General features: G+C 57.8%; 16 protein-coding genes. 2 read left to right on the plus strand and 14 right to left on the minus strand.

Annotated elements, in window-relative coordinates:
- Nucleotides 1–9: 9 nt before the first annotated feature.
- From MD273_RS11020 to MD273_RS11040, 5 genes are all read right to left on the minus strand, one after another.
- On the minus strand, nucleotides 10–1,680 hold the full coding sequence (locus MD273_RS11020) for a DUF1302 domain-containing protein (RefSeq protein ID WP_239037848.1): 1,671 nt from the start codon (nucleotides 1,678–1,680) through the stop codon (nucleotides 10–12).
- 133 nt (nucleotides 1,681–1,813) lie between these two features.
- A complete protein-coding gene (locus MD273_RS11025) occupies nucleotides 1,814–3,037 on the minus strand; it encodes an acyl-CoA dehydrogenase family protein (protein ID WP_239037849.1) in 1,224 nt (407 codons plus the stop codon).
- Between the two features lie 46 nt (nucleotides 3,038–3,083).
- Nucleotides 3,084–3,623, minus strand: coding sequence for a flavin reductase family protein (locus tag MD273_RS11030; protein WP_239037850.1), 540 nt, complete (start codon nucleotides 3,621–3,623; stop codon nucleotides 3,084–3,086).
- Nucleotides 3,620–4,507, minus strand: a complete 888-nt coding sequence (locus MD273_RS11035; protein ID WP_239037851.1) for an alpha/beta fold hydrolase — start codon at nucleotides 4,505–4,507, stop codon at nucleotides 3,620–3,622. Before MD273_RS11035 ends, MD273_RS11030 begins: the two co-directional genes overlap by 4 nt.
- A gap of 25 nt (nucleotides 4,508–4,532) precedes the next feature.
- Complete coding sequence (locus MD273_RS11040; protein ID WP_239037852.1) at nucleotides 4,533–5,426, minus strand: VOC family protein; 894 nt, start codon at nucleotides 5,424–5,426, stop codon at nucleotides 4,533–4,535.
- Nucleotides 5,427–5,737: 311 nt separating this feature from the next.
- Between MD273_RS11040 and MD273_RS11045 the strand changes: the two genes are divergently transcribed.
- Nucleotides 5,738–7,594, plus strand: a complete 1,857-nt coding sequence (locus MD273_RS11045) for a sigma-54-dependent Fis family transcriptional regulator (RefSeq protein WP_239037853.1) — start codon at nucleotides 5,738–5,740, stop codon at nucleotides 7,592–7,594.
- A 43-nt stretch (nucleotides 7,595–7,637) separates the two neighbouring features.
- On the opposite strand, the gene MD273_RS11050 is transcribed toward MD273_RS11045, so the two are convergent.
- Genes MD273_RS11050 through MD273_RS11065 form a run of 4 tightly spaced genes read right to left on the minus strand, consistent with a single transcriptional unit; the run spans nucleotide 7,638 to nucleotide 11,890 of the window.
- On the minus strand, nucleotides 7,638–9,047 hold the full coding sequence (locus MD273_RS11050; protein ID WP_239037854.1) for an MFS transporter: 1,410 nt from the start codon (nucleotides 9,045–9,047) through the stop codon (nucleotides 7,638–7,640).
- 28 nt (nucleotides 9,048–9,075) lie between these two features.
- Nucleotides 9,076–9,651: a cysteine hydrolase family protein gene (locus MD273_RS11055; RefSeq protein ID WP_239037855.1), complete on the minus strand. Its 576-nt coding sequence runs from the start codon at nucleotides 9,649–9,651 to the stop codon at nucleotides 9,076–9,078.
- Between the two features lie 30 nt (nucleotides 9,652–9,681).
- The gene (locus tag MD273_RS11060) at nucleotides 9,682–10,437 is read right to left on the minus strand and encodes an SDR family NAD(P)-dependent oxidoreductase (RefSeq protein WP_239037856.1); all 756 of its coding nucleotides are present in this window, start codon (nucleotides 10,435–10,437) and stop codon (nucleotides 9,682–9,684) included.
- 4 nt (nucleotides 10,438–10,441) lie between these two features.
- The gene (locus tag MD273_RS11065) at nucleotides 10,442–11,890 is read right to left on the minus strand and encodes an FAD-dependent oxidoreductase (RefSeq protein WP_239037857.1); all 1,449 of its coding nucleotides are present in this window, start codon (nucleotides 11,888–11,890) and stop codon (nucleotides 10,442–10,444) included.
- 98 nt (nucleotides 11,891–11,988) lie between these two features.
- Here MD273_RS11065 and MD273_RS11070 point away from each other — a divergent pair, with 98 nt between their 5' ends.
- Nucleotides 11,989–12,933, plus strand: coding sequence for a LysR family transcriptional regulator (locus MD273_RS11070; RefSeq protein ID WP_239037858.1), 945 nt, complete (start codon nucleotides 11,989–11,991; stop codon nucleotides 12,931–12,933).
- 5 nt (nucleotides 12,934–12,938) lie between these two features.
- On the opposite strand, the gene MD273_RS11075 is transcribed toward MD273_RS11070, so the two are convergent.
- The 5 genes from MD273_RS11075 to tcuA are packed head-to-tail and all read right to left on the minus strand — an operon-like array spanning nucleotide 12,939 to nucleotide 18,445.
- The gene (locus tag MD273_RS11075) at nucleotides 12,939–13,916 is read right to left on the minus strand and encodes an electron transfer flavoprotein subunit alpha/FixB family protein (RefSeq protein ID WP_239037859.1); all 978 of its coding nucleotides are present in this window, start codon (nucleotides 13,914–13,916) and stop codon (nucleotides 12,939–12,941) included.
- A gap of 24 nt (nucleotides 13,917–13,940) precedes the next feature.
- Nucleotides 13,941–14,723 (minus strand): electron transfer flavoprotein subunit beta/FixA family protein, encoded by a 783-nt coding sequence (locus MD273_RS11080; protein WP_239037860.1) that lies wholly within the window; start codon nucleotides 14,721–14,723, stop codon nucleotides 13,941–13,943.
- Between the two features lie 22 nt (nucleotides 14,724–14,745).
- Nucleotides 14,746–16,122 carry an FAD-dependent oxidoreductase gene (locus MD273_RS11085; protein ID WP_239037861.1) on the minus strand — a complete coding sequence of 459 codons (1,377 nt, stop codon included), beginning with the start codon at nucleotides 16,120–16,122 and terminating at the stop codon, nucleotides 14,746–14,748.
- A complete protein-coding gene (locus tag MD273_RS11090) occupies nucleotides 16,106–16,951 on the minus strand; it encodes an aspartate/glutamate racemase family protein (RefSeq protein ID WP_239037862.1) in 846 nt (281 codons plus the stop codon). Before MD273_RS11090 ends, MD273_RS11085 begins: the two co-directional genes overlap by 17 nt.
- Nucleotides 16,952–16,963: 12 nt before the next feature.
- Nucleotides 16,964–18,445 carry an FAD-dependent tricarballylate dehydrogenase TcuA gene (tcuA, locus tag MD273_RS11095; RefSeq protein WP_239037863.1) on the minus strand — a complete coding sequence of 494 codons (1,482 nt, stop codon included), beginning with the start codon at nucleotides 18,443–18,445 and terminating at the stop codon, nucleotides 16,964–16,966.
- Nucleotides 18,446–18,682: the final 237 nt, after the last annotated feature.

Genomic DNA, 18,682 nt, shown 5'->3' on the forward strand with positions numbered 1-18,682 from the left:
GTCGCCACCTCAGAATGTGTAAGATGCGTTCAGTGAAATAAAGTCACGATCCGCGTTGGTCTGTTTGAAGGTCTTGATGCCATTGATGTTGATTGGCGCGGATGGGCCATAAAAACCGTTATAGGAGAGTGAAACCGTCACCCGCTTGCGGTAGTTGAAAGAGGCGCCAATGTTGTAATTGCCGCCCTTCTCCTGACTAAAGCCGCCAACCGCGGACGAGCGGCCGTCGATGCCGTAGCTGATGCCCATCGGGACATCCATATCCACACCGTCCATCACCTGGAAATAGGTGGGAGTGAACACGAGCTTCACGGCAGTCGCATCACGGGTGGTGTTGGGATCCAGGCTCTCCGGGTTTTCGCTGATGCTCAGCGTGCGGTTCCAGGCCAGTTCGCCCAGCAGTGCTGCGGTGTCCCAGAAAGTGCCTGTCGGCAGGATATTGATCATGTTCACCTGGGCGTGCGCGGTGTTACCAATGGCGTAAAGCGCATTGTCGTCATTGTCCGCAACACCCGTGAGATCGGTGCCCGTCAGGCTGACCAATGGCGCGTTGCGCCGCGTGGACGCCTCAAAGCCAACGTTGGCGTTCCCGATACCGGTGTTCACACTGAAGCCATAGGCTTCGATGTCCTCGGGAAACAGCAGCATGTATTCGCCGATTTCTGCATCACCGGCGGCGCCAGGCACCGGACCGGTCAGGTAGGGACGAACCTGGACCTGGAAGTTCTTGTCGTGGTAGCGGGTTGCATAGAGACCGAACTCCGTGCGGATATCGTCCGCCCGATAACGGATACGCATGCCGTACTGGCCTGAATCGCTACCCTCATAGTCTGAACCGCGGTAGAAAGAGGCACCGGGACCGGCCAGAATGCGCTCACCGCCCCCATCAAGCAGGTCCGCCGGGCTGAAGTAACTGCCAGCTGCCGGGATACGGGTCCGCTCCCATTCGTACTGGTAGTAAGCACCCACGGAGAGTGCCTGGGTCAGCTGAAGCTCACCCGAAACCTGGCCGACCGGCAGGGCCAGCTCTTTGAACTGAGAGTTGGGAACGGAAAGCGCGCGAATTGCATCGATTGGCAGTTGGCCGCCAGCAATCCCGTTGTTGCCGAAGAACAGGCTCTCACCGTACAACAGTGAATGTTGGCCAGCGCGAACCACGCCCCACATCTCATCGGTTACGTTGAAGTCGCTGTAGACGAAGGCGTCGCGGATCTCTGCATCCTTTCCGTGCAGTTCCTGGGTTTCATCGGTGAACTCGTTGTAGGGCACGGTGTAGGAGTTGACGGTTTGCGGTGAGTCGTTGTCATTACTGCTGTTGTACACCTGGTCATACCAGGCTGCACCGCTGACCCGCAGACCGGTTCCGTTGTAATCCACATCGAATTCAGTAAAGAGGTCAGCACGGTTAAAGATCATCTCGCCCTGGTCAAAGTTTCGGTCGCCGTCATCCAGGTTGGGATCGGCAACCAGTTCGGCGTCCTGATCCTGCAGGCGCCAACCGGCGGTGTATTTGATGTTGGTGTCCCAACGCACACGCAAGTCACGATTACCGGTGTCAAACATGAAGGCTTGCGCCGGGAGTGCCGTGACGGCACAGATGGCACCAGCGAGTGCGGAGACCTTGAATCTTCCTGCCACTCCCCGAGCAGCAGAAAACTGACTACGGTTCTTGTCGTTCATTTTTTACCTCTTGGGCGGTAAGCCGCCTTTTGTTTTTATCGTTGCCGGACGACTCCGCAGACTCATCCGGCATTCAGATATACCGGGCCGGATCCGGCCCGGTGGACCTTTCCTGTTTCCGCCTGCTGTGCGATCAAGCGTTGTCGTGGATGGAGACCGGATCCAGGCCGAATACCATGGGTGGAATTTCCTGGCCCAGCAGGTAGGCACCGAGCATGCCGGCGGTGTCATCCGCGTTCTGTGTGATGTGATTCGAAGCTGCGATTACGTCACGAACGTATCGTTGCAGGCTGTTTTCCAGGAAGATTCCGCGGGCGCCAGTCGCCTTGAAGAGAAGCATCACAGCTTCTTCGCACTCGCGTCCGACCCGGGCAATATCGAGCATGTGCTGAACCCGCTCATGGTTGGGCACCAGCTCACCCCGGTCGACGTATTCATGGCTGTCCTGAATCATCTGGAGCAAACGGGCCCTGGCACTGCGCACGCGTACAACGGCATTACCCAGCCGGTCTTTCACATAGGGACTCAGCGCTGCCGCCCCATCACCGGTGGTGTTCTGGCGCACCTTCATCTGATCGATGTACTCGTCAATCGCGCCCTGAGCCATGCCGATGATCACGGCGGACACCGCCGCAAAGAAGGCCTGATTGAAGGGGAACAGGTAGTTGGCCGGTCTGTCGGAATGCTTGTAATCCACCAGGCTGTGCATGCGGTGGTAAGGAACAAAGGCATCCTTGACGACCAGACTCTTGGAGCCTGTTCCGGCAAGACCGAAGGTATGCCAGTCATCCAGGATTTCGTAATTCTCCCGCGATACCAGGAAGGAGCAACGGTCTGCCGGCTTACCGGACTCATCCTTCAGGAATCCCCCGACGAATGCCCAGTCCGCGTGGTCGCAACCGGAAGATGTCCGCCAGCGGCCATTCAGCAAGTAACCACCTTCGACTTCCTCGACCTTACCGAACGGAGGGTAGGAAGACGCGACCAGGACCTTGTCATCCTTGCCCCAGACATCCTCTCCCGCCTGGGGGTCCATGCCACCGAACTCCCATTGATGAATACCCAGAATCATCATGTTCCAGGCGCTGTTCGGGCAGCCCCTGCCCAGCTCCATCAGCACCTTGTAGAACACCGAGGGGCTCATGGCCCAACCACCAAACTGTTCCGGTTGCAGAATCTTGAAGAACCCGGCGTTGATGAATTCCTGAATGGTCTCGGAGGGAACCTGTCTCGCCTTCTCGACGCTATCGGCCTTTTCCTTCAGCATGGGGATCAGTGCCCGAGCCCTTTCCACAAGCTCCTTCTCGGTCGGGATACTCTGGCTCAGCTGTTCTTTCGCTTTCGCTACCGCAGTCATAATTTTTCCTCTCTGTTGTTTTTGTCTTACTCAGCTGCCCAACGGGTTAGCGAAGGGCCGAAAACTGTCCGTTGAAGTACATCAGGGGGTCCTGGGCGCCCAGTTGGCCATCAATGCTCACCACCTCGCAGACGAACATGTCGTGACTGTTGGCGGGGATCGCTTCCACAACCCGACATTCAAAACTGGCCAGCGCATCTCTGAGCACCGGCGTTCCGAGCACACCGTTCTCCCACGTACCGTCTTGTTCAAAACGTGCCTCGCCACTCACGCCGTCCACCATTCCTGCGAACCGCTTCGCGATGATTTCCTGTTCACTGGCAAGGACATTGATGCTGATCGAGCCGCTACGGGTGATGAGCCCATGGGCGTAAACGGTCTTGTTGACGCACGCCAGAAGCCGGGGGGGCTCAGCCGAGATCGAACAAACCGCTGTGGCGGTCAGTCCGGCCCGCTGCCCATCGTGGCCACTTGCAATCACGACGCAGGCGCCGGCGAGATTGCGCATGCCATTGCAGAAATCGTCCTTGCTTACAGGCGGGATGACGGGCGTGGCAGTATCCAGTGACATGCTGTGATACATCATTGCGGCACCCTCCCTTCTCGCAGGAAACCCAGCACCACGTCGTTGAACTCGTCCGGGCTTTCGTACTGGGGCCAGTGGCCGGCGGGTTTTCCGATCACATACAGCTGCCCTTTTGGCAGACGGGGGAGTGCCGCTTCCGCCGCTGCAAGGTCATGAATCGGGTTATTGGTGGTCCACAGCAGCAACGCGTCACATGTCACCTTCTCAAGCTCGATCATGTCGGGCTTGGCACCATCCTTGTTGACCTTGCGCAGGCGGGAGTAGATCAGTGGCGCGACGGCCTGGAAGCCCTTGCTGGCATAGATGGCCAGACGGCTTTTCACCAGTTCGTCGGTCAGCAAATCCCAGTTGCCCTCGAACAGCAGCCATTTCATCCGCTCCAGGACCGACTCGAACGTCGGCTGCTTGCCGGAGCTTTTGGCCGAGAGCTCGCCCAGTTCCTTCAGGTCCTGACGGCCCTTCTCAGAGACGATGGGAATGCCTCCGGTTGTATTCAGGATGGCGCGATTGATTCGTTCCGGATAGGTCGTGGCAAAATGGCCGGTAACGACGCCTCCCAGGGATTCACCGGATATGTGGGCCTTGTCGATACCCATCACATCCATCAGTTCCCGGAGCTGTTCTACGTAATCGGCGATCTGATACTCAATGTCAGTTTTTTTCTCAGACAGGCCATGACCAACGTAATCAAAGGCAATGACATGGAAGTGTTTACCCAGGGGCACCACGTTTTTGGCATACGCCTCCAGATGCCCGCCAATCCCGTGCATCAGAATCAGTACTTCCGGTTTGCCCTTTCCGGCCTCCGCAATACGCGTCGTGCCAAAGGTAGGCAGGTCGACGTGGCGGATTTCGGCGCCCATGAAATCAAGCCAGATGCTCATATCCTTCTCCTCAATCCGGAACGTTTCAGGCCAGGTTGTTGCGCCGGTGACCCCAGTCGCTCATCTGGCTGTAGGATTTGACTTCCCACTCGTCCTCTTTGATCACGACGCCGCCCCAGCCAAGCTCGAAGTTGAAACCGGAAGGCGTTTGCGCGTAGAAGGAAAACATCTTGTCGTTGGGGTGATGGCCCAGCTCCAGGGCAACGGGAATGCCGGCTCTGGAAACCCGGTCATACGCCATACCAACGTCATCAATTTCAGCCACCTCAAGCATGAAGTGGTTCAGGACTTTGGGAGCATGAGGGACTTCTGCTGTCGCAATGGAGTGGTGACGTCCGGTCTTGGTATGGAAGAAAGTCGCGTCAACCAGCATCCCGGGTGCTACCTCTTCCCGGATGTAGTCGCTGACTCGGAACTTCAGGATATTCTTGTAGAAATCGAGGGTCTCTGCGCCATTCCGTGCAAACGGGAGGATATGGCCGACACCCAGATCGCCGGTGACAAAATGGCTTTTAAGGACCTTGGAACGGAACCGGTCTTCAAGCCTGGCAACGCCGTGTCCGAAAAAGAACTCGTGGGCGAAGCCATTGGGGTCTTCACAGGAATAGGCCTTCTCGACATGGCGCTTGCGCAGCTCGCTTCCGGAAAGCTCACGGACCGTAACGCCCTGGTCCTTGACCTCGGAGACAAATTCCTCAAGTTCTTTTTCTGTCTGGAACTCCCAGCCGGCAACAATGATGTCGTCTTTGTCGCTCTGCTCGAGAAAGAAGCGTTGAAGGTACTCATCCATGCGGAGGGTCATTGAGGTGCTGTCACGGTGCCCGATCTGCATGCCGAGAATCTCCGTGGCGAACGACTCCCATGCGTCGAGGTCGCTGACGCCCAGCCCCACGTAACCCAAAGAGGAAATTTCTGCCATTGCGGTATCTCCTGTTGTTTTTGTATCCCGACCGGCAGGCAGTTCCGGTCCAGGTATCGGTCCTGGTTTCCAGGATCTTGTATCTCCTCTTTTGCAGCTGCTGTGCCAAACTTGGTGAGTTGCCGAAAAACATCCTTAGGGCATTGTTTTTACTGGACTATATCTCCATTCAAACATTGGGAGTTCGACCAGAATCGGCACCAAAGGGATAAGAAAATTATGATTCGTCATAAATTTCATGAAGAAAATGATGAAATCCCGGGTTAAGATCGGTGCTCCAGATCCCTAATTCCCCCCATCGCAGGTGAGTCATGGCAGCCAGCAACTCCACCAAATCGGGTTCCGATAAAAACACAGTGCTTCGGGACATCATCACCGACCTGCGTTTTCCGGATATGCAGGACCTTGCCAGCCTGCTCAACTTCCGGCCGGAGGAAGGCCAGATCTGGCTCGGCGATAAGCGCATGTTGCTTATCCATGCCGAGTCCTTTGGGTCGCTCCGACAGGAACTGGTGGAAACCATGGGCACGGAGTACACCAGAGGGCTGCTGACCCGGGCCGGCTATCTCTCGGGGATGCGGGATGCAGAGCTCGCGATCAAGACTCGCCACAACGAGAGTGAACTGGAGATGCTGGCGGCGGGAGCCCAGTTACATGCGCTTTCCGGGATGGTGGAAGTGGAGCCCGTTCGCGTCGAAGCCGATCAGGAGCGTGGCTATCTCTACGGTGAGTTCATCTGGAAGCACTCGGTCGAAGACGACATGCATCTGGCGTTCAACAGCAAGACCAACGAACCGGTTTGCTGGATGGAGATCGGCTACAGTTCGGGTTTTCTGACGCGCCTGATGGGAAAACGGGTGCTGGTTCGTGAAGTGGAGTGCCTGGCCACCGGTGACAACGTCTGCAGAGCAGTTGCCAAACCTGTAGAGGAGTGGGACAACGCCGAGGAAGACCTAAAGTATTTTCAGCCGCGCTCAAGCGATCATCGACAGATCGCCCCGGTGTTTACCAAACCCAATCGGACCGTTACCCCCAAGACAGCACCTTTCGGACTCAAGCCCGAACAGGATAAGCCCATGCCTCTTGACCGCCCGATTGGCAGCTCCGGGGCCTACCATTCCGTACTGCACAAGATTATTCGGGTAGCACCTACCAACGCGACGGTTCTTTTGCTCGGCGAGAGCGGCGTTGGCAAGACCATGTTTGCCCATGAGATCCACGCCAACAGTCGGCAAGCCAACGGCCCGTTTGTCGAGGTGAACTGCGCAGCCATACCGGACCAGCTGATTGAATCAGAACTGTTTGGCGTCCAGAGAGGTGCCTATTCGGGTGCCTCGGATTCCCGCCCCGGGCGGTTTGAGGCTGCGAACGGGGGAACCCTTTTCCTGGATGAGATCGCGACTCTCAGCATGACTGCACAGGGTAAGCTGCTCCGTGTCCTGCAAAGCGGAGAACTCGAGCGCCTTGGCAGTAACAAAACGATCAAGGTCAACGTCAGGGTGGTAACCGCAACCAACGAGGATCTCAAAGCCGCGGTCAAAGAAGGTCGGTTCCGCAGCGACCTCTACTACCGCGTCAATGTGTTTCCGGTGACAATCGCCCCGTTGCGAGACCGAAAGGATGATTTGCCGATACTTCTCGACAACTGCATCAATCGGATGACCGAATTGCACGGTCGGTCTTTGAGCGGTATCACACCCAAGGCGCTTCAGAAAATTCTGGATCACAATTGGCCGGGGAATATCCGGGAATTCGAGAATGTGATTGAGAGAGCGGTGATACTGGCCGATGACGGTGAAGCCCTTGATGAACGCCATCTGTCCGGTCTGGGGGAACTGGATGAGGGAAGAAATGAAGGCACGGTAAGCTGGGACGCTGCACCGGGCATTGGCATAAAGCTGCCCAAGGGGCAAACTTCGGGCCCGAATGATGGCCAGAAGTCGGAGGAAATCACCGAGGCCATGCTATCCAATCTTGCTGGACGAATCCTTGCTTCGGGAAACTTCAGCCTCGCCCGATCAGAAACGATCTTCGTCCGTAAAGCGCTCGAAATGACCGACAATAATGTCACGCGGGCGGCCGAACTACTGGGGATAACGCGAGCCCAGCTCGATTACCGGCTAAAAAAGCTGACCTCCGGCATGGATCAGGGAGACAGCGCCTCCTGACCCGTCTGTATTCGGTTCGACGTGACAGAGAACCGGGTGGAACCTAGGTCCGGAGCCCGAGTGCCAGGACCCCCGCACCGGCAAAAAGCAGGGCCAGGATCCCGAATAACCAACCATATATATCCATGAAATTTGCGGGCGCGACCTCGAAAAGTACGGTAAGCCAGGACACGGACAGTCCGAGCAGGACAATCCCCAAAGCTCCACCGCCCTGGCGCAGGAAAGTGGCGGCCGCCGTGGCGTGCCTTACTTCCCGGGCAGGAACCGAACGTGCAATGGCCGAATACAGGCTCGGTATGATGCTGCCCAGCCCCACTCGACTCAGAACGATGGCTACTGCCAAAACCACCAGGTTATCCGAAAGACTGAAGATGAGGCAGGACACCGTGAAACTCATCAAGCCCAGCACAAGTATTCGGGCTGGCGAATAACGATCAACCAGCCGGCCGGTCGAGGCAATCGTCAGCGCGAGGGCTATCCCGCCCACCAGCAGGAAATTGCCGGTCGTTGTCGCAGAAACGCCCAGCCCTTGCTGCAGCATCAGTGGTATCAGAAAGACGGATCCATACATTCCGGTGCCGTAAGCCACGGTAATCATGGCAGCACGGCGAAACTCAGGCTGGCGAAACAGATTTACAGGGATCAGTGAGGCAGGGCTTCGGCACTGTTGCATCCAGAACAGCCATACACCCAGCAGCCAGACTCCTCCGGATAGCACACCTGCGAGGGACGACTCCGCCCAGGCGAATGGCCAGAGGAATATCCCTGCCACCAGAAAAGCCAACAGCAGGATACCCGCCCAGTCGAGGGCGCCGGTCTGATCTTTACCGGACACATCGTCCGATTGGGTATCGGGCGCAATCAGAGCCATCAGTGCCGCCAGGCATGCGGGTATGGCACCAAGGGCAAAGACCGACTGCCAGCCCGCATAATCCACAGCCCAGCCCGCAAAAGCCGGTCCCAAGGCCGGGGCCATGACAACACCGAGGCCGAACATCGACATCGCGCGCCCATGGCGGTGAACCGGGGTGTACTCCAGCAAGAGAAACAGGGACAAAGGCTGTATGATTCCGGCGCAGATCCCCTGGAACATCCGCACCAGTAGTAATCCGACAAAGCCGGTAACAAGCAAGCCAAGCAAGGAAATCACGGAGTAGACCATCAGGACGCTGAAAAAAACCCGCCAGGGGCCGAATCGATCGGCCAGCCAGGCGGTAATGGGAGCAACAACGACGGTCAGACCCAGAAAGACCGATGAGAACAATTGAGCGACCCGGGGTTCCAACGACAGATCCCTCATCATTGGCGTGATCGCAACATTGATGGTGGTGGCAGACATGACGACAGCGAAACAACCCAGCGTCAGCGCAGCAGTCAGGAGGCGACTCAGGCTACGCTCGGCTTCTCGACAGGTCGCCGCTTTTTCCGCCACCCGATAACTGTCTGTCGTCATCATTATTGCCTGTAATCACCCGAACCAATTACTCGAATGCGCTTTCGGAATTGGCCACTGTGCAGAATCGTCCAATACTGCCCACGGAGTTGTCATGCTCCTGGGCTGAAGGACAAGCACAACAGTCTTCCAGAAGTACCACGTCGAAATCCCGGTCATGAGCGTCACGAACAGTAGCCTGCACCACCGCCTGGGTACTCACGCCACTGCAATAAATCCGCTCGATGCCCGCTCGACGAAGCAGCACTTCCAGTTTTGTGGCGTAAAATGGCGAGACCCGGTGTTTGACGATATCCCACTCGTCTTCTTTCGGCGCCAGCGCCTCATGGACCTGGCCACCCCATTCGTTCATCTTCAGAATGCCGTTCCTGGCAATGGGACCGAACACCTGGGAATCGGGATTGGCTTCCCGATGATCATCGGAAAACGCAACGCGCACATACGCCACGGGAATGCCCTTGGCCCGCGCAGTCTCGATTGCCTTTGCAGTGCGATTGATGATGTCGCGGGACTGGACCTGATCCTGCAACGGAGTCTTGCCACTGGCGCCCTCCGGGTGGATCAGATCATTCTGCATATCCAGAACCAGATAAATACTTTTCATAAATACTTCCTCTTGGTTGTCTTGTGAAAATCAGTCACACCAGAGTGCGCCGTTGATATCGAGAACTTCCCCGGTAATAAACCGGGCCTTGTCGGACAGCAGAAAACTGATCGCCTCGGCCACCTCACCCGCTTCACCCATGCGGCCTGCGGGAATGAGGTTCCGGAGGTTGTCAGGAAAGTTGGTCGTCATGGAGGTGGCAATGGGGCCGGGTGCAACGGCATTGACCCGCACATTTCTGGGCGCCAGTTCCTTGGCCAGGAACCCGGTCATGGTATGCACCGAGGACTTGGACATTCCGTAAGCGACATTGCCCGCCCGATCCAACTCCCGTTCATCAACCCAGGCTCGTGCGTTGCCGGAATTCTTGCCCACCACGGAACCGAGGTTCACGATGGCGCCAAATCGATTCTCCGCCATACGGCGACCCACGACCTGACATGGCAAAAAACTGCCCATGACATTGATCCGCAAAACCCGCTCTAGCTCTTTGAGGGACAGCGACAATGCGCTGCCAACGGATACCACACCGGCCACATTCACCAGGGCGGTTATAGCTCCGGCACTGGCCTCGACCCGCTCGACCAAGAGCTTGACCGCGTGCTCGTCAGTGATATCGCAACAGGCGTAAAACACGCCATCGGGCAGGGAGTCGGGGCGCCCGGCGCGGAGGTCCGCGCCGTAAACACGGTATCCCTCGCTCAGAAGCTGTTGACAGGTAGCGGCACCGATAGCCCCTGCGGCCCCGGTAACCAGGGCCACTTTCGGTCTGTTGACAGTTACCATGCCGTCAGGCCTCCAGGCCCGCTGCCGTTCGGCCGGCAATCCTGCCGAACGTCAGTCCCCGCAGTACCGATGTGCCACCACAATAATTGCGGTAGTACATGCCCACGGTCTCACCGGCAGCATAGAGGCCCTTGATGGGATCGCCGTCGATATTGACGACGCGTGCACCGTCATCAATTTTCAGTCCACCAAAGGTAAACACGTTCGCGGAAATAACGGGATACGCCATGAACGGCCCCTGATCGATCGGCAGTGCCCAGTTGCTCTTGGCCGGAACAACGCTCTCGGTGCATACGCCATCTTCTTCCAGGGGACGATAGTCACCGCCCTTACATCCCGCGTTATAGGCGCGCACTGTGGCCACGAATTCCTCAACCGGGACTTCCAGCTTCTCTGCAAGCCCCTCCAGTGTCCCCGCCTCTATGGCCGGTTGATCGGTACGGATACCCAGGCGGTAGTTGGGAATGTCCTTCACTTTCTGATCGAGCACGCAGTAGGCAATGCCATCCGTCTGCGCGTAGATCTTCCGGGTGATGCGCTCATACCAGGCATCGACGGTTCCCGGCGCTTCGTCGGTAAAACGCCGACCCTCCTTGTTGACCAGGACACCGTAGGGGAAGATAAAAATCGACGGCTCCGAGATACCGGAACGCGGATCCACCGGTTCCGCATGGTAATTGCCGAATTCGCCGCCGGCAGCCGCACCCACATCCAGTGCCATCCGAATGCCCTCTCCCCGGTTGTAATAACCGCCCTTGCAAACCGGGCGCAGGTAGGCTGCACGATGCCCGAGGTAACGGGTCAGCATCTCGCTGTTGCCTTCGAAGCCCCCACTGGCCAACACCACCTCGCCCTCAAACTCAAGGCTTCCTTCGGTACGGGAGTGTGCCTTGAGCCCGGAAACCTCACCGTTTCTGGTCAGGATCAGCTCACGCCCGGAGGTCTCATAGAAAAAGGTAGCCCCAAGGTTCTCGGCTTTGGCAGCGAGGGTTTCAACGATGGCTTCCCCACCACCAACCGGCAGCAAACGGGGTTGGGTACTGGTCAGGAACTGGGTCGGAAGGAAGTCGAACTTGACCCCGTTTTCCTGCAGCCAGCTGATGGTGACCGGAACATTCTCGGAAAAAGTGCCAATAATGCCGGCATCCACCGCCGGGAGTGCCCGGGTCTGGGCCGACCAGTACTGGCGCTCCGAGAGCGACTCCGCCACAAAATCCGGATCCTGGTAGAAGCCGGAATTCTCAGCGAGGAAATCATCGAAATCATCGGTGACTTCAGTCTCGCTCTTCATTCGTAAATAAGCCTCGGTAAACCGGCTCTGACCGCCCCGTTCTTCACGGGTCGCCCGCTCCAGCACCGCCACCTTCAAACCGTTTTCAGCCGCAGAAACCGCGGCAGAGAGACCCGCCACGCCGCAGCCAACAACGACCAGATCGAACTTCAAATTTGTCATGCTTGTGCCTCCCTGATTTGTTGTTACTATAAGTTCGCCCTGAGAGGGGTTCGATGCACGCTGGACTAATGGGGTTTTAGAAAAAGGTGAAGAACCGGATGGATAAACTCTGGGCAATGCAGGTTTTTGCCCGGGTTGTAGAATGTGGCAGCTTCAGTCGGGCGGCAGAGTCCCTGGATATCGCCAATGCCACAGTGACCTCCAGCGTTCGCAATCTCGAGTCCTATCTCGGCGTCACCCTGCTGTCTCGCAATACCCGCACCCTGCGTCTGACGGACGAAGGTGAGCGGTTTTTTGAACATTGCACAGACCTGCTGAGGCGGGTCGAAGAGGCGGAAGCGTCGGTACGGGATCAGAAGACATCCGTGCAGGGCCAACTGAAAATCGAGGCCCCGGTGGGTTTTGGAAAAGCGGTCATCGTTCCCAGATTAGCCGCTTTCTCAAAGGCCTACCCGGAGCTTTCGATCGCACTGCGGCTGACCGATCATCCGGAAGGACTCATCGAGAGTGGTACTGACGTGGCCATACGAATCGATTCGGTCAGTGATGCGGACCTTGTAGCACGCCCGCTGTATCAGGCCCATTACGTGGCGTGTGCTTCGCCGGCACTTCTGGAAAGCATCGATGTTCCGGGCCATCCCAGTGAGCTGGATCCGAAGCTGTGCCTGGGAATTTTCGGACATACCCGGTTTTCACCGCGTAAATGGCTGTTTGAACAAGCGGATGAGAGGGTAGAAATCGAGCCGGATGGCAGGATGCACTTCAACAGCTCGGATGCGCTGATCCAGGCCGCTCTGGAAGATCAGGGGATTATCTTTGTACTGGATGTGTTCGTGAACAAGTTGATCTCATCCGGACAGCTGGTTGACCTGTTTCCGGATTGGTCCACCAATGGCCGAACTTTTTTCTCGGTGACCCCCCAATCAAGATTCGTTGCTCCCCGAACCCGGGCGTTTATTGATTTCATGATGTCGACCCTGGATTCGGAACGCCGTCCCTCTGTTGCCACGCAGATCAAGTTGCGCCCGGGCCGAGACGGCTGACCCCATTACTCCCGGTCGTGCAGGATCCCGAGAACTTCCGGCAGTAACTCCTGCCATTCACCGACCACACCAGCTTCGGCCATCGAGAAGATCGGCGCTTCCGGATCCTTGTTGATCGCCAGAATCCGGGTGTCCGGGCTGATACCTGCCATATGCTGGGGGGTACCCGAGATACCCACGGCGAAATAGAGTTCCGGGCTCACGAATTTGCCGGAGATGCCAACCTGTCGCACCACCGGCACGAGCCCGGCGTCCACCGCTGGCAGGCTGCCGCCCAGGGTACCGCCGCTGCTGCGGGCGAGTTGTTCCAGCATTGAAAAACCTTCTTCATTAAGTCCGCGCCCCCCCGAAATCACCAGTTTTGAACTCTCCACCGGAGGCAGGCTCTCTCCGCTGGATTCTGTTGCCAGCACTGGTGCGGCGGGGGCTCTTGCATCAACACGGATCTTTCTGACATCCACTGGGTCAGCGGACTCTGTCAGCATCGGTTTACCCGCACGAACACAGGCAACGGCAACACCACCGCTGACCTCCAGTGAGATCAGCTTGCGCCCGCCCCAGACCGACCGTTCGGCAACAATCCGGTCGTCTTCAAGCCTGACCTTCAGGCAACGGCCAAGGCAATGGCCGCCCAAGCCATGTGCCAGTCTGGCTGCCAATTCCTCCCCCTCGGGACCCGGCGGTGTGAGGATCAGGCTGGAGGCTTCGGCACAAGCCACCTGCGCCAGGGCCTCACCGGCGAGGGTTGCCATCGCGTCCGGCTCATCAGCGTCAATATCCTCTGGAGTCTCCACCTGCCATACCCGACTTATTCCGGAACGGGCGGCCAGATTCATGCGGGCTTCCACCTCTTCGTTCCCTATAATGACCACCTCAGGACTCACTGCCTCTGCGCAGGTTGCCTGCAAGGCGGCCAGGGTCAGTTCCATGCTTTCCTGGCCCCAGGACGAGGGAACCACACCGACAATTCGAGAGATTGGCATCAAGCTTTCCATTGAATGCTCCTGTTAGCCCGCGGCTTTCCTGAGATAATCCACAATCGCTGCGGCCTGCTCCTGAACGCTGCCGTCAATCATGCGGCACTGGCCCTGGCGCTTCGCCGCCCTCGGCTCTGCCAACTCGCGGGACCGCACTGATCCGGGCTCATCCGTATTCTGGGTCACGGTCTCAATGCTCAGACGTTTGGCCATCATCACGTTCTTCATCAGTGGATGCCGCAGTTTGTTGCGCCGATCATTCGTTACCGTGGCCAGGTACGTTCCGGAACAGCTCAACCATTCCCGCCTCGTACCTTTTTCACGCATCAGCCGCACCTGATCGCCCTGCCATTCGGCGTACTGGGCCAGAGAAAAAAGCGGCAATTGCAGCTCAGTCGCCAGCATCACCGGGATGCTGCCCTCGTCCAGGTCTCCGAACTCCCGACCGATGAAAACCAGATCCGGCTGCGTTTCATCGTCCCGGACAAACGCTCCAATCTGGGCGGCAGTCATGGATGAATCCCATGGCCGGCAGGGCCGAAGATGCAGAATACGCAGGCTGTCGGGCTTGAACGCAGCCACCGACCGGGCCAGTTGCTCCTCATTCGCCCCGCCCAAGACCAGTACATGCACACTGATCGCATCGCTCTTGTCCCTCAGTTTGAGAGCCAGCTCCAGCGCGCCCTCATCAAAAGGGCCCAGAATCCGACGGGTCTGGCCGGTCTCATGAAGGTTTCCCTCGCTATCCAGAGCCACTTGGTGGAGTGGATATCGGTTATCTGCCACACCCGCCAACACCACAAGAATATTCATATCCCCCCCTTGTTCTTCGTGCTCAGCCCCGGGCCGCGGCGGTTCTGGCAGCGATCCGGCCAAAAACGGCGGCCTTGCCCAAGGCAGAACCGGTCATATAGGCGGCACCATGGAATCCGCCGACCATCTCGCCGGCGGCCAGCAGCCCTTCGATGGGTTCACCAAAAACATCAAACACCTGCATGGACGGATCCACTTTCACGCCGCAATAGGTTCCGAATACGGCCGCGGTGGATGGATAGGCATAGAAAGGGGGTTCACTGATGGTTTTAAGATCGCCGTGATGATGGACCAGGTGTTTCCGGCCAAACTCCGGTGTCCTCTGATCAGCAACAGCCTCGTTATAGGCAGCCACCTGCGCCAGGAACGTCTCCTCGGGCAACTCCAGCAACCTGGCAAGCTCTTCAAGGGAGTCTGCCTCGACAAATAGACCCTCTTCGAGGCGACGCTCAAAATCGAGAATGCGCACGCGATTGTCACCGCTTTGCATAATCGCCCGGTCGAGGATCTGGTAGGTCACGCCCCAGGACTGCTGCATGCAGGCATCCCCGAGCAGCTTGTAGGACAGCGACTCATCGACGTACCGGCAGCCTTCCTGATTGACCGCAATGGCGCCCTTGTATACCGCCAGGCAGGCGTGATGGTTGTTCTCGTCCATCGGGTGCTTACCGAAAGTGCCCTTGATGTGAACCATATCGCGCAGATCGGCGCCCAGCGCCCAGGCCATACGCAAGCCATCGCCCTCATTGCCCTCACCACCGATGAAGACGGCATTATCGTAAAGCGGGACAAAACGATGAATCATTGCCTGGTCTTTGACAAAGCCGCCGGAGGCCAGGAGTACGCCATGATTGCCGCTGATGATCTGCTCCTGCCCGGCTACAAGGGCCTTCAGCCCTGTTACTCGCCCTTCCGCGTGGCGGATCAAACGACTGGCCCGGGCATTCAGCAAAATTTCGACCTTCCCGCTGGCCCGGGCAGCGGTTTCCAGTTGCCGAACCATATCCGCCGGATCCACGTTGTGGACCCGTGGTACAGATTGCCCTGAGGCAGTCTCGATTACCGGTTGGAAGTCCACCCCATGGCCTCTCAGCCATTCATAGGTATCCAACTGCAGATCGACATAGGCCCGAACCAGAGCCTCATCCGCCTCGCCCTTGCCTACGGTCACCAGGTCCTCGAACAGTCTTTCCGGAGAATCCTCAATACCGTTTTCCCTTTGCAGATCGGTACCAGCGAAGGCGAGGCAGCCCCCGCTCATGGCGGAGGACCCACCAATGGCATCGGTCTTTTCCAGAAGCACCACGTTCAGACCACTTTCAGCTGCCTCCAGGGCCGCAGAAAATCCTGCCAGGCCGCCACCAACAACGACCAGATCGGTCTCAATGGTATTGCTCATGATATTCCTCCCTTACCGAATCCAGAAGGCGCTCGGCCAAGCCGTAAAAGTCGAAGATTTCCCGTACCCGGTCAGAATCCGGGGTCGCTGAGAAGTAACCTGTGTTACAGGTCCTGGTACCGTTTGCCCGTTGCAGATCCACCATGGCCTCCGCCTGCTTGATCCAGGCACCGAGCGAATCCAGTACCGGTACGCCGTCCACTTCATTGATACCGTTGGAAGCAAGCAGCACATTCAACGGCGCTTCACCCGGAATGATGACCTCTGCGCCGGACCGAATCAGCTCACGGGCCGCGCTCTTGAAGCGGTCAATCAGTTCCGAGGGATCCTCAAAGGCTGCCAGGACGTCCGCGAACCGGAAGCCAACGTGGCGGACGCCGGCCAGCCTGTCCGCCAGCCCATGGCAACGGGCATTCTCTTCAACCAGTTCCGCCAGTTCATCGATAAACACCAACACCCCGAACCGTCGTCCCAACAGACACGCCGTGAACATGGCGGATTCGCCGTAACCGACGACAGGGATGTTCAGAAGACTGCGAACCTCCCTGAGGGCCGGTTCGGGTAAGGTGCTGATGGCATAGGCATCATAACCTTCCGCTTCAGCCGTCAGGCCGTTAGCCATGAATTGCAGGCCATGGAGATACTGCAGCGCAGCGTGCTTGATGTCGTCACCCGGATAGTTGCTGCGATAGGTACCTGGCTTCATACCATGCATATGAATCTCGGTGCCGGGTCGGGCCACTTTGCGAAAATGCGCCTGAAGGGCCCGGTCATAAGCGCCCAGGTCACTCAGGACGGTAAAGCTCTGATGCCAGATTCGAACGGTCATGGCTTTCGTTCCTTACAGTGTTGTTGTCGTTTTACTCACGAGGCTGGCCGCATCGTGACCCGCGATACGCCCAAGAACGGAACCGGACGTCAATCCGGCACCTCCTGCGTATTTGACGAAATACAGATTGCCCACCAGCTCCCCCGCGGCATACAAGCCCGGTATTGGCTGATCGTCGTCGTCAAGGACGCGTGCAAGGGTGTCCACTTTCAGGCCACCGAATGTGAACGTGATACCGCAGGTCACGGCATAGGCGACAAATGGCGGCTTAGTCAGCGGGTTGGCCCAGTTGGACTTGGGGATTGTCAGGCCGGTGGTACCCCGGCCATCCCGAATGGCGGGGTTGAAGGGGGTCGACTGGTCAACGGAGGCATTCCAGGCAGTCACCGTCTGCAGGAATCCGTTCTCGTTGATGCCATCGAGCTTTTCAGCAAGCTCTTCCAGACTGTCGGCCTGGATCCGGGTGGCCTGGCGAACCCGATACTCGTCCGGCAAGAGAGACTCGGTGTGCTGATCGAAGATCTGCCAGGCGACCCCGCCCGGCTGCTGGAGCACTTTCTCACCCATTCCCGAGTAGGTGTAGTTCCGAAAATCCGCCCCCTCATCAAAGAAACGCTCACCATTGGCATTCACGACAATGCCCAGGTGGAAATAGTTCTTCTGCATGTTGAGCAGGTTGATATCCCCGATTGCCGGAGCGTTGAGGTCGTAAAACACCGCATGGCACCCCGACCAGTTACCGTGCGCGGCAGCCCCGGTCTCCAGCGCCATTTCAATACCATCCCCGGTGTTGAAACGGGATCCCCGGACCTTGGCCAGGTCCCAGCCCGGGCCCAGGAACTGTGTTCGCCAGCGCAGGTTGGCGTGGAAACCGCCCGTTGCGATGATCACCGAGCGGGCCTCGAAGGTTTGCCCATCGCAACAACCTACCTGCCAATCGTCACCGGCCCGGCTCAATGATCTAGCACGGACTCCGTACCGGATATATACCCCGTCCCGCTCCGCCCGGGCAGTCAGGGCGTCCACCAGGCCCAGGCCGCCACCGGACACTTCGATGGTGAGGCCACCCCAGAACTTGTACTTACCGTCGACCTTGAAGGCCTGCCGACCGTAGATCGGCATGAACCGCACGCCCTTGCCAGTCATCCATCGCAGGGTATCGAAACTCTCGGTCACGACCGTATCCAGAACATCCGGATCAGCACGATACTGGCTTTGTACCGCCAGCTCTTCAAAAAACTCTTCGGCGCTGTAGCTGCCAAAATCGCTGTGCTCGATCTCAGAATCGAGCAGGTCCGGCATCAACGCTTTCAAGTCATTTGTGCCTTCGTAGGCGACCCGGAAGGCCCCCCCGGTATGCGCGGAATTACCACCCTTCTCTGATTCCGGCGCTCGTTCAAGCAGCAGCACCCTGGCACCGGACTCCCTGGCAGACAGAGCTGCGCAGAGTCCCGCATTGCCTCCACCAAGAACGATGACGTCGTACTGATCCATTGAAACTCTCCTGCCAGGCCCGAGAGGCCAGTGTGTTTAGAACCTGGAGAGCATTATGAAAGGCTGCGGGAGGGGCAGACAGGCACTGGGACTGAAGGGGCTTTTCAGCCAAAGTGTAAAATAAGCTGTGAGGGATCTTTTACCTTTGCCGGGATCATCCAGCAGACCGACAGTAGGTGTGATTTCCTTTCCCCACCTTAAGATGTATAATAAATAAATCTTTAATGTTGAGCCTCG

Source organism: Marinobacter sp. C7 (genome assembly GCF_022343555.1).
GTDB lineage: Bacteria > Pseudomonadota > Gammaproteobacteria > Pseudomonadales > Oleiphilaceae > Marinobacter.